This is a genomic window from Bradyrhizobium sp. 956_D2_N1_4, assembly GCF_052076025.1.
Taxonomy (GTDB): Bacteria; Pseudomonadota; Alphaproteobacteria; order Rhizobiales; family Xanthobacteraceae; genus Bradyrhizobium; species Bradyrhizobium barranii.
Window position 1 is genome coordinate 2,006,368 of the sequence record NZ_CP197237.1, and the last position, 14,185, is coordinate 2,020,552.

The window sequence follows — 14,185 nt, forward strand, 5'->3', positions numbered from 1 at the left end:
TCGAAGCGCTCAGCAGGCGCTACGATACGAATGTCTGAGATCGGGTACATGTGGCGTAGCGGCGGGCGATTGCAGTAGTGCGCAGATAGTAGCGCCAAATCTCACCACGCACTCCAATCCAACCAGAAACGAGAGGATTTGCGGCGCCGTCGTCTAAGGATGCCTCGGTTCGCGATCTGTCAATTCGTCGCGTGGAATTGGCTCGTCTTTTGTTGGCTCTTATTCCACGGCAATCGGCGGCACTGGCAGCGCCGTGATCGACTTGATCTTCTCCATCGCGAAGCGCGAGGTGACGTTCTTGAGCGGGACGGCGTGGATCAGCTTCTTGTAGAACACGTCGTAGCTCGGCATGTCCGGAATGACGACGCGCAGCATGTAGTCGACGTCGCCGGCCATCCGGTAAAATTCCATCACCTCTGGCATTGCGCTGACTGCTGAGGCGAAACGCTTCAGCCAGACGTCGGAGTGATCCGCGCTCTCCACCGAGACGAACACCGAAAGGCCGAGGCCGATCTTGTTCTGGTCCACCAGCGCAACGCGCTTGAGGATGACACCGTCGGCTTCGAGCCGCTGAATGCGCTTCCAGCAGGGCGTGGACGACAGGCCGACCCGGTCGCCGATTTCGGCCACCGAGAGCGAAGCATCCTCCTGAAGCACCGTCAGGATCTTGCGGTCGATGGCGTCGAGGCGGCGTCCAGTCTCGGCGAGCTGCAACGCAGCGTCGGTCATGTCATAAACCTCAGTGTGATGAAAAGTTGGACGCGTTGCCGGGCGTCAGCCGTGGGGCCCAAACAGGAAGATCTCGTAGAGATCGTCCTGCGTGTTGTCCGAGCCGCCTGTCCGTGGCCGCAGCGAGCGCCGGAACCATCCACGTGCCTGTTCGATCAAACGAGCGAAGCCTGAATGCAGCGAGATGACGTAGCTCATGTTCACTCCGGACGACGGTGTAGGACGAGAACCCGGAAAAGCTATCACGGCGGGGGTGGAATTGAACATTGCTACACACTCGTCGGAATCAGTTTGGTTGAATCATGCTGGCGTCGTCGCGAGCGCGGCTGGAAAATTCCACGATGCTCGGCTGAGATGGATGATTTTGATATCCATCGCCGCGCCGAAAGCATGGAAGGCATAGTCTTGCCGCTAGTCGGCCGTCAGTAGCGCAAGCACTTCAGCCTGCCGGAGCCGCGGCAGGGAACCGAGGTTCGATGGCCTGCGACAGGACTCCGATGCGGGATAGAGCATGGGCATACCCATGCCCCCCGACACGAGATACGGCAAAGCGTGGTTTGCTCGTCTGTTCAAATGAGCTCCTGTCATGATGCCCAGTGCGAACAGGAAGATGATCAGCAAGACCAGCGGGAGGACGAAAGCCTCCTGGAAACGAAGCTTACTGGTCATCGCTCGCGCGTCGATCGCGCGCTCGGCGGTGGAACGGCGGCTGGCCCATTCAAGCGTGAAATCGAACATGCGATTCCCTCACTTCATGTAATCGGGCAAAGTGAACCCGTCATAGAACCGGTCGGCCCGGATTGCCGTCTTGAACGTCGGCGACTTGTAACCGGCGACGATGTCCTGGGCCCATTCGGCATTGGCGTTAGCCTTCTTCACCGCGAGCACGTTGATGTAGGGCGTGGTCATCTTCTCCAGCGCAAAGGCATTGGTCAGCTTCAGCCCGCTGAAGATCGCGAAATTGCCCTGTACGGCGGCGAAATCGACGTCGTCGAGCGCCCGTGGCGCCTGTGCGGCCTCGAGCGGCACGATCTTGATGCCGCCGGGATTTTTGATGACATCGAGCTCGGTGACGTCGACCGACTTGCTATCACGGATCTCGATCAGGCCGAGGTCACGCAGCACCCACAGCGCGCGCTGCAGATTGACCGGATCGTTCGGCACGGCGACGCTCGAGCCCGGCTTGATCGGCGTGCCCAGCGGATGCTTCTTCGAATAGAGGCCCATCGGCGGGGTGGGGACGTGGACGATGCCGACGAGATCGGTCGTCTGCCGCTCGTTGTAGGAATCGAGAAAGATCGTGTGTTGCATCACATTGGCGTCGATCTCGGATTTGAATACCGCATTGTTGGCTTCAAGGCCGGTCGAGAACTCGACATAGCGGATCTTGTAGCCCTTCTTCTTCAGCTCGGGCTCGACGCCGATCTTGAACTCGTCGATATACGGTCCCGGCACGAAGCCGACCCGGAGCTCCGGCTTCGCGGGCTGCTGTGCCAAGGCGTCTTCGGCGGCGAAAGGGGAAAGAGCCAAAAGGCCGGAGAGGAGAAACAACGCTGTCTTCATGTCTTCTTACTGGTCTCGAGTTGGGATGTCAGTGCGGAAGCGGTGTCAGGCGATCGCCTTGACCGCGTTGGAGTAGATGCTGGCGGGACGCGCCAGGCCGTAATGCTCGCGCAGGGTCGTTCCGGTGTAGTCCTCGCGGAACAGGCCGCGCTTGCGCAGGATCGGGACGACCTGCTCGGCGAAGACGTCGAAGCCGCCGGGCAGCCAGGGTGGCATCACGTTGAATCCGTCCGCCGCACCGCCCTCGAACCAGCTCTGGATGTTGTCGGCGATCTTTTCCGGCGTGCCCGCAATGACCCAATGGCCGCGCGCGCCGGCGAGGCGCTGCACCAGCTGGCGGATGGTCGGCTTCTCGCGGTCGACGATGTCGACCACCAGCTTGAAGCGGCTTGCAACGCCGCGCGCGCTCGCGGTGTCGATGAGATGGCGCGGGATGGGGCCGTCGAGATCATAGCCGGAGAGATCGACGCCGATCATTTGGCGCAGCTGGGTCAGGGAATATTCCGGTTGGATCAGCGCGTTGAATTCGTCCTGGAGGCGATCCGCCTCCTTTTGCGTGCTGCCGATGAAGGGACTGATACCGGGCAGGATTCTGATCTCGTCAGGACTACGGTCGAAGGAGCGGGCCTGGCGCTTGATGTCCGCATAGAAAGCCTGAGCCGAGTCCAGGGTCTGGTGCGCGGTGAAGATTGCCTCCGCGAAACGGGCGGCGAAGGCACGACCGTCGTCGGAGGCGCCGGCCTGCACATAGACCGGCCGGCCTTGCGGCACGCGCGAAATGTTGAGCGGGCCGCGCACGCGAAAGTGTTTGCCGACATGGTCGAGCGTGTGGATCTTGCTGGTATCGGCAAAAATGCCCGAGATGGGGTCGTTGACGAGCGCGTCATCCTCCCAGCTGTCCCAGAGCCGCGAGATCACGTCGAGATATTCGCGGGCGCGCTCGTAGCGTTCGTGATGCGGGGGGTGTTCGGGCAGGCCAAAGTTCTGCGCTGCTTGTGGCGCACTGGTCGTCACGATATTCCAGCCGGCGCGGCCCTGGCTCAGATGGTCGAGCGAGGCGAACAGGCGCGCGAGGTTGTAAGGCTCGGTATAGGTCGTCGATGCCGTTGCGATCAGGCCGATGCGCTTGGTCACCGCGGCGATAGCCGCGAGCCATGTGATCGGCTCGAAGCGAAAGCGCTGGGCGTAACGGACATTGTCCGCCAGCGCCGGTCCGTCGGCAAAGAAGATGGCGTCGAACTTGCTGGCTTCGGCGCGCTGCGCAAGCTCTTGATAGTGGGTGATGTCGAGAATGCGATCTGGTTCAGATCCCTTGTAGCGCCACGCGGCTTCGTGATGGCCGCCGGGATAGATGAAGAGGTTGAGAACAAGCTGCCGTTGATTGCCCATGGTTCGAATGTCCAGATGCGAGAAGAGGCGGAGCGGCTACGAGACGGAAGTGACGGTGCGTGACCTCGGCTTTCGCGCGAAGGCGAAACGCAGATATCGCTCCAGGCGAAGGCCCTCCGGAGTGCGCTTCGCCTCGACGAGCGCGGCAAAGGCAGCGTCAATCGCTGCCCGTTCTTCCGAGGAGAAGCTGCCAAGGAAGTTGCCGAATGCGCTGGCTTCGGACCATCCGAGCACCGAGTCCACGTCGTCGTGGAGATCGATGAGCGAGCGCAGATCGCTTCGGTAATCGACGAAGCCCGCCTCGGCAAACAGAGCCTTTAGCTCGTCCTCAGTCGATCCGAGCACGCGATGCGACTCGCTGCTTCTCTCGCCGAAGCCGGCCTGTTCGATCGCCTGGCGGAGCAGGGTTCGCGACTCGTGAGGTTTGGTCGGATCCTGAACGTTCAGCCCGATCCGGCCGCCCGGCCTGAGGACGCGTTCGATCTCGCGCAGCGCCTGCCGCTTGTCCGCGATCCAGTGGAAGACGCTGTTGAGGTAGACGGCGTCGAATTCCGCGGGTCCAAAGCGCGAAAGGTCCTCGGCACGGCCGACATCGAAGGTCAGCGTCCCCGAGGCGCGCAGACGCGCGATGGCGACCCGGTTCTCCAGGGGATCGATGCCGATCACGCGCCCGGTCGGGCCGACAAGTCCCGCGACGAATTCGCTCAGGCGGCCGGTGCCGGCACCGATATCGAGCACGCGATCCCCTGACTTCAAAGCCAGCGGTCCAATGAGAAATTTGCCATGGTGAAACTGGAGGATGCCGGCTTGCTCGTAGGTCCGTGCAAGCTCGAGCGTGTCCTGTTCGAGGCTGATGACGCCGTGGGTCGACATCGTGCTGTCCAAAATCTCCAACAGCCGTCGAGACGGCTTGATCGGGACGAACTCTATGTTGCCAGGCTAAGAAAAGTCGATGAAATGGATTTGCGTTGTTCGGTGCGACGCGAGCATGAATCTAGCGGCGGGAACGAATTATGTAGATGATGTCACGAACCGATCGCTTCAACTGAAAGCCGACGTGCGAGCGAATGTCCCGTCGCCCTTCCTGGCTTGCTCCGCGCTGTCGGCGCAAATCTTTCAACACGCTGTGCCCTCGCGGTGGGTTCGTTGTTCGGGCCGCCAAACAAAACCGATTCCATTTCATTGACTGAGTGTCGTTGGCTTCTACGATTTGGTCGCATCTGATGCAGACAAATCCGGGTGCAACATGTTTCAGTCTGATGTCGACGAGGCGGCTCGCGAGACCTTGCGTCTGATTGGTCCAGATCCGCAGAACTGGGTTCCGGATCGTCATGGGGGCGACCACAACGTCGCCATCATCGGGGGCGGGCAATCCGGAAGCGCTTTCGCCTTTGCATTGCGCCGTGCCGGCATCGGCAGGGTCACGGTGATCGATGCATCACATGACGCGGCGTCGTCCGGTCCATGGCTGAGCAGCGCGCGCATGCACAAGCTGCGCACGCCGAAGGGGCTGCCCGGACCGGAGCTTGGTCTGCCGGGGCTGAGTTTTCAGGCTTGGTATGAAGCCCGCCATGGCGCGGTCGCATATGAAGCGATCGATCGTATTGCTCGCGTGGATTGGGCCGCCTACCTCGACTGGTATCGCAACACGCTCGGCATCGAGGTGCGCTATCGTACCAAGCTTGTTCGTATCGAACCGGCGCAGGACCACCTGCGGCTTCATCTCGATATAGCGGGCGAAGCGAAGACGGAAACGGCCCGCAAGATCATCCTTGCCAGCGGTTTCCCAAGCAACGGCGGTCCGTCCGTCCCCGACGTGCTCTCCCGCAATCTGTCAAAGGAGCTTTACGCGCATACGTTGGAGGCGATCGATTTCGCCAAGCTGCGAAACAAGTCGGTTGCGGTGCTGGGCAGTGCGGCCTCTGCGTTCGATGCCGCGGCAGTTGCGCTCGAAGCAGGGGCGAGGGAGGTGCATCTCTTTGCGCGACGCGGCAGGGTGGCCTCGGAGCCTGTGATCAGGACGCGTGGATATCCGGGCGCATACGACAATTACGGGGTGCTCCCGGACGCGGTGCGCTGGCATCAGGCCATTCGCTTCCGTCGCGCGGGATCGACGCCGCCGCCCGATGCAATCGCGCGTGCGGTCAAGTTTCCCAACTTCCACCTTCATCTGGCAGCGTCGTGGACGTCAGCCAAGCCGTTCGGACGGCGGCTGCTCGCGACCACGACGGAGGGCGACATCGCATTCGATTTCGTCATCGCCGGTACGGGCTACCAGGTCGATCTAGCGAAGCGGCCTGAGCTCGTCGCCTTTTCCGACGAGATCCTGCTATGGCGCGACCGCTATTCTCCGGCCGCGGACGAGCAGGACGAGGCCCTGGGCGCACACCCTTATCTCGGTGCGGGCCATGAATTCCTGGAGAAGGAGCCCGGCCGCGCGCCTTACTTGCGGAACATCCACGTGTTCAACCCCGCGGCATTCGTCAGCTTCGGCCTGCCGATTGGGGACGTGCCGAGCTTCAAGCGCGATATTCCGGGCGTCGTGGCGCGGATCAGCAGGGATCTGTTCCTTGACGACCTTCCGGCGCACGAGGCGCGGATCAACGGGCCGATCGCCGACGACTTCGAGCCGGCCCTTTACGCGTCGGCCGTCTGGCGGTCGCCGAATATCGTCGCGGCAGAATAGAGCAGAGTGCAAGTAGCAACTGGACACGCCATGATCGTGGATGCGTCTGTTTCTTAACGGCCTCGAACTTTGGAAGCTATTTCCGAAGTCCTTGAGTTAGCATCCTGTGACTGAACAAGGGGCTGCATCGATGCAGCCCCTGGGGAAGATCCCGCCAGACGCGATTGTTGCCAGAGCAGACGGCGGTCTCGCAAGAGGATCGATCGCAACATCACTGCCTTTCACTCCGCCATCGCAGCAGCGATCGGCGAACGGCGGAGCCTTGTCCAAATGGATCGCGGTCTCGGGGAAGATGACATGACAGACGGAATCACCATCGACAACGTCATTCCGCGTTCGGATATCGTCAAGCGATCGGCCCGTATCGGCGCCGAAATCAGGAACATCAAGCTTTCGGGCGATCTTCCGGATCGCACGATTGCGGCGATCAACCAGGTGCTGCTCGAGCACAAAGTCATCTTCTTCCGTGACCAGAATCATCTCGACGATGCCGAGCAGGAGCGTTTTGCCCATCGGCTCGGCAAGCTGGTGCCACATCCCACGGTCGGCGCCACCACGGGAACGGCCTCGATCCTCGAACTTGACTCCGCGCGCGGAGGCGGGCGCGCCGACCAGTGGCACACCGACGTCACATTCGTCGACGCTTATCCGAAGATCTCAGTCTTGCGCGGCGTCGTGATCCCCGAGTTCGGCGGCGACACGATCTGGTCGAACACGGCGGCGTCCTATCTGGATCTGCCGGCTCCGCTGCGCAAGCTCGCGGACGAGCTGTGGGCGGTGCACAGCAATGCCTACGACTACGCAGTCAAGACCCGTGCGAGCGAGGCTGACCGGAAGCAATTCGAGGAGGTCTTCACGGCGACCGTCTACGAGACCGAGCATCCCGTCGTTCGCGTCCATCCCGAAACCGGGGAACGGACGCTGGTGCTCGGCAATTTCGTCCAGCGCTTTGTCGGCCTTTCGAATTACGACAGCCAGAAACTGTTCGACCTGTTCCAGTCGCACATCACCGCACCCGAGAACACCGTGCGCTGGAGCTGGCGGCAAGGTGACGTGGTGATCTGGGACAATCGCGCGACCCAGCACTACGCGGTCAACGATTATGGCGACCAGCACCGCGTGGTCCGGCGTGCCACCATCGATGGCGAGGTGCCGGTCAGCATCGACGGCCGCAGCAGCGTGACCCGCGTCAAGGCGGCGAAGCCCCAGGCGAAGGCCGCCTGAACCGAGCAATGGAGTGAACACAATGAAGATCGCTATCTCTGCGTTGCGTCGTCTGGTTGCCGGCCTGCGGGCAAGAGGGCGGCAACTAGGTCTGGCCGGCCTCGGCCTGACGGCTCTCGCCAGCAGTGCCATGGCCGAGGCGCAGCTCGAAAAGACCGAGATTCGTTACCAGGGCTGGGCCGGGCAGGTGACGTTCATCGAACTGGCCGACGATCTCGGCTATCTCGCGCCGCTCAAGCTCAAATGGGTCGGCAACACCATCAGCGGTCCGCAGGACATCCAGACCGTCGTCACCGGCGACATCGATATCGGCGGCGCGTTCTATGGCGCGATCATCAAGCTGATCGCAGCCAGGGCGCCGATCAAGGCTGTTGTCGGCTATTACGGCTCGGACGACAACACCTACAACGGCTACTACGTGAAGGAGGACAGTCCGATCAAGTCCGCGCGCGACCTGATCGGCAAGAAGGTCGCGGTGAACACGCTGGGGGCGCATCTCGAATTCGTGCTGCGCGAGTATCTGGCCCGCAATGGCCTGACGCCGGCGGAGGCGAAGCAAGTGGCGCTGGTTGCGATCCCGCCGGTCACCGGTGAGCAGGCTCTGCGGCAGGGGCAGGTCGAGGTCAGCACGCTGAACGGCGTGCTGCGCGACAAGGCGCTGGAGCGCGGCGGCATCCGCAGGCTGTTCGCGGACTCTGACATCTTCGGAAACTTCACTGGCGGCTCCTATGTCTTGCGAGACAAGTTCATCAAGGACAATCCCAACGCGTCCCGCAAGCTGATCGAGGGCGTGTCCCGTGCCATCGCCTGGGCGCAGACAACGCCGCCCGAGGAGGTCCGCGCCCGCTTCGAACGCATCATTGCCGATCGCAAGCGCAACGAGGACGCAACACCCATCAAATACTGGAAGAGCACGGGTGTCGCGACCAGGGGCGGGGTGATCGGCGATGCTGAGCTCCAGGTGTGGATCGACTGGCTGGTCAAGGACGGTCTGTTGAAGCAGGACCAGCTCAAGCCATCGGACATCTATACCAACGAGTTCAACCATTTCCGCCCCGGCAAGACCGCGGAGGCCAAATGACCATGGCCAAGATCCGCTTCGAGCACGTCCGCAAGGAGTTCCTGGTCCGCGGCAAGGATGGCGGGCCGGCGCAGAGCTTCACCGCGCTCGATGATATCACGCTGGATGTTCGTGCCGGCGAATTCCTGGCGCTGGTCGGGCCGAGCGGCTGCGGCAAGTCGACCTTGCTGGATCTGCTCGGCGGACTGACGGCGCCGAGCAGCGGACGCATCCTGCTCGATGGCAAGGTCATCGAGGGCCCGGCGCGCGACCGCGGCATTGTGTTCCAGCAGTACGCGCTGTTCCCCTGGCGTACAGCCGCGCAGAACGTCGAGTTCGGGCTCGATATTGCGGGTCTCAAAGCCAGGGAGCGGCGCGAGCGGGCTCTGCATTATCTCGATTTAGTCGGACTGTCCGGCTTTGCCGATCGCTATCCGCACGAACTCTCCGGCGGTATGAAGCAGCGCGTCGCGATCGCGCGAAGCCTTGCCTACGATCCGGAGGTGCTGCTGATGGACGAGCCCTTTGCCGCGCTCGACGCACAGACGCGTGAGACGCTGCAAGGCGAGCTGCTGCGGATCTGGCGCAGGACCGGGAAAACCATCCTGTTCATCACGCACGGCATCGACGAGGCCGTCGTGCTCGGCCAGCGCGTGGCCGTGATGACCTCGCGCCCCGGCCGGATCAAGCAGATTGTCGATATTCCCGCCGAGCTGCACAGCGAGACCGAGGACGTCCGCTCGCTGCCCCAGTTCGGGCAGGTCAGGCACGAGGTGTGGTCCTTGCTGCGCGACGAAGTGTTGAAGGCGCGGGGCTCCCAGGTGCCCGCGCCGGACGGCGAGCGTGCAGGAAAGAAGGAGTTGGCCCATGTCTAATCTGGAGATCCTGACGCTGCTGGAACTCGCCGAGGGGAGTCCGAAGGATCGGGCCAGACCACGCGCCGGCGCGGTTGCCGCCGCGACGGGCAGCCTGGTGCGATGGTTCGGCATCATCGGGCAACGATCCCTGCTGCTGCTGGTGTTCCTGGCTGTCTGGGAGACGACGCCGCGCCTCGGGTTGATCGACGTGACGTTCCTGCCGCCGTTCTCCGAGGTGATCGCCGCGGGCTGGCAGCTCGCGCAGAGCGGTGAACTCTATGACGACGTCGGTGCAAGCCTGCTGCGAGCCCTGAGCGGCTTCCTGATCGCCATTGTCCTGTTCGTGCCGTTGGGTGTGCTGACGGGATGGTACGCCCGGCTGGGCGACTTCCTGAACCAGATCATCGAGATCGCCCGTAACACGGCGCCGCTGGCTCTGCTGCCGGTGTTTATCCTGCTCCTCGGGATCGGAGAGCTCTCGAAGGTCACCATGGTGGTTTATAGCTGCGCCTGGCCGCTGCTGCTCAATACGATCGCGGCCGTACGCCAGGTCGATCCGCTGCTGGTCAAGTCAGCGCGGACGATGGGCGCGACACCGAGCCAGTTGTTCCGGAAGGTGATCCTGCCGGCATCATTGCCGACAATCTTCGTCGGCATCCGTCTAGCGAGCGCATCCGCGATGCTGGTCCTGGTGGCGTCAGAAATGGTCGGCGCGAAATCGGGGCTCGGCTATCTCATCATCAACAGCCAATACAGCTTCCTGATCCCCCAGATGTATTTTGGCATCCTGGGCATTACCGTGATCGGCCTCGTCTTCAACGCGATCCTCGAGACGCTGGAGCGCCGCCTGATGCGCTGGAAGGCGCCGGCCGCCTAACCCTGCTTGTTGCGGGCGGTGGCCTGCGTCACGATGCTGTTCGGCGGCACGTCCTGGGTGACCCAGACGTTGCCGCCGATCGTCGCGCCCCGGCCGATCGTGATCCGACCGAAGATGGTTGCGCCGGCATAAATCACGACGTCGTCCTCGACGATCGGATGCCGTGCATCGCCCTTGATCAAATGGCCATCGTCGTCGGTTGGAAAATGGCGCGCGCCGAGCGTCACGGCCTGATAGATCCGGACATTGTCGCCGATGATTGCGGTCTCCCCGATGACCACACCGGTCCCGTGATCAATGAAGAAGCCGGATCCGATGCTGGCGCCGGGGTGAATGTCGATCCCGGTTCTCGTATGAGCGATCTCCGCGACAAGTCGGGCGATCAAGCGCGCATTGAGCCCATCAAGGATATGTGCCAGCCGGTGATGGATGATCGCCGTCATGCCCGGATATCCGATCAGGATCTCCGGAAAGTTCCTGGCTGCGGGATCGCCGACGAAGGCGGCTCTCAGATCGGAGATCAGGAGTCCACGCACCACCGGCAGGCGCTCGCCGAACTGCCGCGTCAGCTCGACCGCGTCCTCACGCCGGTAGCCCGGGATCAGCTCGTCACCGACGAATCGTGCGCCGCGGTGGATCTGGTCGCAAAGGCCGTCGAGGGCGATGCTCAGGCGATTGCCGACGAAATAGTCGATATTCTCGCCGTCGAGGTCGAACTGACCGTAATGCCTCGGAAACAGCGCCTCGGTGAGGCCATCCAGAATGGCCTGAAGCGCCTCGCGCGAGGGAGCGCGTCGCGCCTCTCCGTCGCGCCTTATGCTGTGTGTTTCTTCGCGCGAGAGGCGAAGCTCGGCGACAATCCTGTCAAGCTGCCAGCGCCCGCCGCTGGGCGATTCCGGCGGGTTATCTGACATGGGCCAACGGAATGCTGATCTCGGCGAGGAGGTCGAGGTCGAAGTCATGGGTGATCCTGATGTACTGGCCGTTCCAGTACACCAGGCCCGACAGTTCGCGGGACAGCTCGAAGCTCAACAGGCTGCCGATGATGATGCCATGCGAGTGCCGTTCGATGATTTCCTCGACCTTGCATTCGATGGTTGCGAGAGTGTCGCCAAGCAGCGGCACGCCGGCCGCCCCCGCGGACCATCTGATCCCGTCGAAGCGCTCGTGGCCCTTCAAGCTTCCGTCGCTGAAGCGCCCGGCGAGGGCCTGCTGATCCGATCCCAGAATGTTGACGCCGAATACGCCGTAGCGCGCGATTCGAGCAAAGGACGAGGCCTGCCGGTTGACGCTGACTAGTAGCCGGGGCGGACTGGCGCTGAGCGATGTCAGGGACGTCACCGTCATGCCGGTGATGTCCTCGTCGCGGCCGGCCGTGATGATGGTGACGCCGCCGGCCAGGCGCCGCATCACGGCTCGAAACTGATGCTCGACCTCGTCATCGCCGCTGACCAGATGAATGTCGGACTTTCCCATCTGTCGCTCCTCGCATCGGACGCCGTGGATCGGCCTGTTCGCTCTCAGAAAAAGCCCTTCGCGGGCAACGGCGTGCCGTTGATCTCGTGTTCACCGATCGAACGCGCCTTGTAGGTGGTCGGATTGTGCGAAGAGAGCGTGCGCGCATTGCGCCAGTGACGGTCGAAGTTGGTGACCTTCTTGGTCGCCGATGCGCCGCCGACATCGAACAGCAGGCTGCCACCTCGGATGGCGAAATCATCGGTGATGATCTTGGCCTTTGCCGAGAGCAGCGCGGCGGTGTGCGCCGCCTCTGTAGCGTTCGCCGCGCCGGCGTCGAACGCATCGGTTGCAATGTCGAGCGCCTCGGCGGCCGCCAGCACCACCGTCTCGGCCGCAAAAGCGCCGCTGGCGATCTGGCCGACCGTCTGTTGCAGGAGCGGATCGTCGGTCGGGATCTCGGTGGGCGCGTAGTAAAACGTACGCTTGCGCGAGCGGACCAGGGCTGTCGCATCGCGCAGCGTCGCGCGTGCAATGCCGGCAACGACCGCCGTCAGGAAGAGCTGTGCAAACGTGTTGGAATAGGGCACGCCATAACCGCCGTCCGGCGTATCGAACACCACTTCCTCGCGCCTGACCTTGACGTTACGGAAGTGCGTCGTGCCGGTTGCGGTAAGTCGCTGCCCGAGCCCGTCCCAGTCGTCGACCAGCTCGATTCCCTCGCGCTTGATCGGCACGATCGTGGCGCCCGTCGCTCCGGACGGATCGGCCGCGCGCACCAGCACATAATCCGAGTACAACGTGCCTGTGCTGTAGTATTTGGTGCCGTTCAGCAGATAATCGCCGTTCCCGTCGGGCGTGAACGTCGTCCCGGGCGTGACATTGCCGACGCGCGGGCTTTCAAGCTCGGTCGTCGCAAGTCCGATGATGGCGCCCTCGGCGACCGCCTTCTGCCATTGCCGGCTCTGCTCGTCCTTGGGGGAACGCACCAGGCGCTCGACCACGCTGAAATGGTTGCGCAGGATATGCGCGACATTGGCGTCGGCCTCGCCGAGGCGAATGACGAAGGCGAAGAGATCGCGGATCGTGCTGCCGGCGCCACCGGCGTCCAACGGCAGCCGCAACGCGCCAAGGCGTGCCCGCCGGATGAGATCGATAACCTCGAAGGGCAGGACGCGGTCGCGCTCGCGGTCGCTGGCCCCCTCGGCGATCTGGTTGAGCAGAGCCTCCAGCTCCGGCGAGCCAGCCTTGATCGGCTCGGATGTGCCGAGAGAGGGGGCGGATACAGTCTTGTTCATTGTCTTGGCCTGTTGGTAGCGTTTTCAGAGCTGGGCGAGATGATCGGTCACCTTGACCGGCTCCGGCAGAACCTTGCGGGCCACGAGCCAGTCGGCGGCCTTTTGCAGCTCGCTGATGAAGCGCTCGTCGTTGACCGCGAAGTAGCGGTATTTGCGGTTCATCGCGATGAACTGGTCGCGGACCTGATCGCTGTATTTCCCGGCCTTCTGCGCGATGTACTCGGCATCCTTGCAGTTCTCCGAGATCCACTTGCCCTCGGCGCGGAACGCGTCATTCACGGCGCGGACGAGCGCGGGATTGTCGGTCGCGAACTTGCGGGTGGTCAGATAGGACGTGTAGTCGATCTGGAATTCGAGATCGCGGCCTTCCAGAAAGATGTCGTGCGCCTTGTATTCGAGCCGGGCGATGTCGACGCCAGGGCTCCACATCGACCAGGCGTCGACCTTGCCGGAGGCGAGCGCCGGCGCCGCATCAGGAGGATTGAGATAGACGAACTTCACCGCGGAGCGGTCGACCTTGTGTTTCTCGAGCGCCGCGACCAGCAGGAACTCGCCGAGGCCTGAGCGATTGACCGCGACCGACTTGCCGACGAGGTCTTCGACCTTGTCGATGCCGGAGCCGTCTTTGGCGATGATCGCCGTGGTGCGGGGCTCGTAGACCACGAACTGGGTGAACACCAGCGGCGAGCCGGCGATGATAGCGGCGAGCGCAGGCGTGGTGCTGCCGCCAAAGCTGAAATCCGCGCTGCCGCCCGTCACCGCCTGCAAGGTCGGCGCATGATTCGGGAAGGGGCCGAGCCACTCGACCTTGATGCCATCCTTGGCCAGCACCTTCTCGAACTCGCCGCGCTCCTTGGCGATCAGATTGAGGCCGCTCAGGCCCCAGGTCAGGCGGACCGTGTCGGTGGTACGGCCAGGCGCGGCCTGGGCGAATTCGCTGATATTCATGCCGGCGAGCGCGCCAATGCCAAAGGCTGCGGAGCCGAGGAAGCTGCGCCGGGATGGTTTGGCGATCGATGAGTCGGACATTTTTGCCTTCCGGATGAC

Annotated in this window: 15 protein-coding genes; 5 read left to right on the plus strand and 10 right to left on the minus strand. The window is 62.9% G+C overall.

Features of this window, described 5'->3' with window-relative positions; genetic code table 11:
* Positions 1–219: 219 nt before the first annotated feature.
* From AB7535_RS08980 to AB7535_RS09005, 6 genes are all read right to left on the minus strand, one after another.
* Positions 220–729 (minus strand): Lrp/AsnC family transcriptional regulator, encoded by a 510-nt coding sequence (locus AB7535_RS08980; protein ID WP_063984182.1) that lies wholly within the window; start codon positions 727–729, stop codon positions 220–222.
* A 45-nt stretch (positions 730–774) separates the two neighbouring features.
* Positions 775–927: a hypothetical protein gene (locus AB7535_RS08985; protein WP_155795282.1), complete on the minus strand. Its 153-nt coding sequence runs from the start codon at positions 925–927 to the stop codon at positions 775–777.
* A 213-nt stretch (positions 928–1,140) separates the two neighbouring features.
* Positions 1,141–1,467, minus strand: a complete 327-nt coding sequence (locus tag AB7535_RS08990; protein WP_085404171.1) for a hypothetical protein — start codon at positions 1,465–1,467, stop codon at positions 1,141–1,143.
* Between the two features lie 9 nt (positions 1,468–1,476).
* Positions 1,477–2,292, minus strand: a complete 816-nt coding sequence (locus AB7535_RS08995) for a MetQ/NlpA family ABC transporter substrate-binding protein (protein ID WP_085404170.1) — start codon at positions 2,290–2,292, stop codon at positions 1,477–1,479.
* 45 nt (positions 2,293–2,337) lie between these two features.
* A complete protein-coding gene (locus tag AB7535_RS09000; RefSeq protein WP_439037276.1) occupies positions 2,338–3,681 on the minus strand; it encodes an LLM class flavin-dependent oxidoreductase in 1,344 nt (447 codons plus the stop codon).
* A gap of 36 nt (positions 3,682–3,717) precedes the next feature.
* Positions 3,718–4,554 (minus strand): class I SAM-dependent methyltransferase, encoded by an 837-nt coding sequence (locus AB7535_RS09005; RefSeq protein ID WP_085404168.1) that lies wholly within the window; start codon positions 4,552–4,554, stop codon positions 3,718–3,720.
* A gap of 373 nt (positions 4,555–4,927) precedes the next feature.
* On the opposite strand from AB7535_RS09005, the gene AB7535_RS09010 reads away from it, so the two are divergent.
* The 5 genes from AB7535_RS09010 (at position 4,928) to AB7535_RS09030 (ending at position 10,385) form a co-directional block, all read left to right on the plus strand.
* Positions 4,928–6,367, plus strand: coding sequence for an FAD-dependent oxidoreductase (locus tag AB7535_RS09010; RefSeq protein WP_085404167.1), 1,440 nt, complete (start codon positions 4,928–4,930; stop codon positions 6,365–6,367).
* Between the two features lie 297 nt (positions 6,368–6,664).
* Entirely contained in the window at positions 6,665–7,591 is a 927-nt protein-coding gene (locus AB7535_RS09015) for a TauD/TfdA dioxygenase family protein (RefSeq protein WP_085404214.1), read from the plus strand.
* A gap of 22 nt (positions 7,592–7,613) precedes the next feature.
* A complete protein-coding gene (locus AB7535_RS09020) occupies positions 7,614–8,672 on the plus strand; it encodes an ABC transporter substrate-binding protein (RefSeq protein ID WP_193560908.1) in 1,059 nt (352 codons plus the stop codon).
* A complete protein-coding gene (locus AB7535_RS09025) occupies positions 8,669–9,526 on the plus strand; it encodes an ABC transporter ATP-binding protein (RefSeq protein ID WP_085404166.1) in 858 nt (285 codons plus the stop codon). Before AB7535_RS09020 ends, AB7535_RS09025 begins: the two co-directional genes overlap by 4 nt.
* Complete coding sequence (locus AB7535_RS09030) at positions 9,519–10,385, plus strand: ABC transporter permease (RefSeq protein WP_085404165.1); 867 nt, start codon at positions 9,519–9,521, stop codon at positions 10,383–10,385. Before AB7535_RS09025 ends, AB7535_RS09030 begins: the two co-directional genes overlap by 8 nt.
* On the opposite strand, the gene epsC is transcribed toward AB7535_RS09030, so the two are convergent.
* From epsC to AB7535_RS09050, 4 genes are read right to left on the minus strand one after another with little or no spacing between them, the layout of a single operon-like run.
* Positions 10,382–11,299, minus strand: coding sequence for a serine O-acetyltransferase EpsC (epsC, locus tag AB7535_RS09035; protein ID WP_085404164.1), 918 nt, complete (start codon positions 11,297–11,299; stop codon positions 10,382–10,384). The genes AB7535_RS09030 and epsC overlap by 4 nt on opposite strands.
* Positions 11,289–11,861 carry a flavin reductase family protein gene (locus AB7535_RS09040; protein WP_085404163.1) on the minus strand — a complete coding sequence of 191 codons (573 nt, stop codon included), beginning with the start codon at positions 11,859–11,861 and terminating at the stop codon, positions 11,289–11,291. Before AB7535_RS09040 ends, epsC begins: the two co-directional genes overlap by 11 nt.
* Before the next feature lie 44 nt (positions 11,862–11,905).
* Entirely contained in the window at positions 11,906–13,138 is a 1,233-nt protein-coding gene (locus AB7535_RS09045) for an acyl-CoA dehydrogenase family protein (RefSeq protein ID WP_085404162.1), read from the minus strand.
* 24 nt (positions 13,139–13,162) lie between these two features.
* Positions 13,163–14,167 carry an NrtA/SsuA/CpmA family ABC transporter substrate-binding protein gene (locus tag AB7535_RS09050; protein ID WP_085404161.1) on the minus strand — a complete coding sequence of 335 codons (1,005 nt, stop codon included), beginning with the start codon at positions 14,165–14,167 and terminating at the stop codon, positions 13,163–13,165.
* Positions 14,168–14,185 lie beyond the last annotated feature (18 nt).

What these genes read in the sequence shown, in the direction of transcription:
- AB7535_RS09000 (WP_439037276.1), bottom strand. Translation starts at nt 3,681, where the DNA reads ATGGGCAATCAACGGCAGCTTGTTCTCAACCTCTTCATCTATCCCGGC.
- AB7535_RS09005 (WP_085404168.1), bottom strand. Translation starts at nt 4,554, where the DNA reads ATGTCGACCCACGGCGTCATCAGCCTCGAACAGGACACGCTCGAGCTT.
- AB7535_RS08995 (WP_085404170.1), bottom strand. Translation starts at nt 2,292, where the DNA reads ATGAAGACAGCGTTGTTTCTCCTCTCCGGCCTTTTGGCTCTTTCCCCT.
- epsC (WP_085404164.1), bottom strand. Translation starts at nt 11,299, where the DNA reads ATGTCAGATAACCCGCCGGAATCGCCCAGCGGCGGGCGCTGGCAGCTT.
- AB7535_RS09040 (WP_085404163.1), bottom strand. Translation starts at nt 11,861, where the DNA reads ATGGGAAAGTCCGACATTCATCTGGTCAGCGGCGATGACGAGGTCGAG.
- AB7535_RS09020 (WP_193560908.1), top strand. Translation starts at nt 7,614, where the DNA reads ATGAAGATCGCTATCTCTGCGTTGCGTCGTCTGGTTGCCGGCCTGCGG.
- AB7535_RS09015 (WP_085404214.1), top strand. Translation starts at nt 6,665, where the DNA reads ATGACAGACGGAATCACCATCGACAACGTCATTCCGCGTTCGGATATC.
- AB7535_RS08980 (WP_063984182.1), bottom strand. Translation starts at nt 729, where the DNA reads ATGACCGACGCTGCGTTGCAGCTCGCCGAGACTGGACGCCGCCTCGAC.
- AB7535_RS08985 (WP_155795282.1), bottom strand. Translation starts at nt 927, where the DNA reads ATGAGCTACGTCATCTCGCTGCATTCAGGCTTCGCTCGTTTGATCGAA.
- AB7535_RS09025 (WP_085404166.1), top strand. Translation starts at nt 8,669, where the DNA reads ATGACCATGGCCAAGATCCGCTTCGAGCACGTCCGCAAGGAGTTCCTG.
- AB7535_RS09045 (WP_085404162.1), bottom strand. Translation starts at nt 13,138, where the DNA reads ATGAACAAGACTGTATCCGCCCCCTCTCTCGGCACATCCGAGCCGATC.
- AB7535_RS08990 (WP_085404171.1), bottom strand. Translation starts at nt 1,467, where the DNA reads ATGTTCGATTTCACGCTTGAATGGGCCAGCCGCCGTTCCACCGCCGAG.
- AB7535_RS09050 (WP_085404161.1), bottom strand. Translation starts at nt 14,167, where the DNA reads ATGTCCGACTCATCGATCGCCAAACCATCCCGGCGCAGCTTCCTCGGC.
- AB7535_RS09010 (WP_085404167.1), top strand. Translation starts at nt 4,928, where the DNA reads ATGTTTCAGTCTGATGTCGACGAGGCGGCTCGCGAGACCTTGCGTCTG.
- AB7535_RS09030 (WP_085404165.1), top strand. Translation starts at nt 9,519, where the DNA reads ATGTCTAATCTGGAGATCCTGACGCTGCTGGAACTCGCCGAGGGGAGT.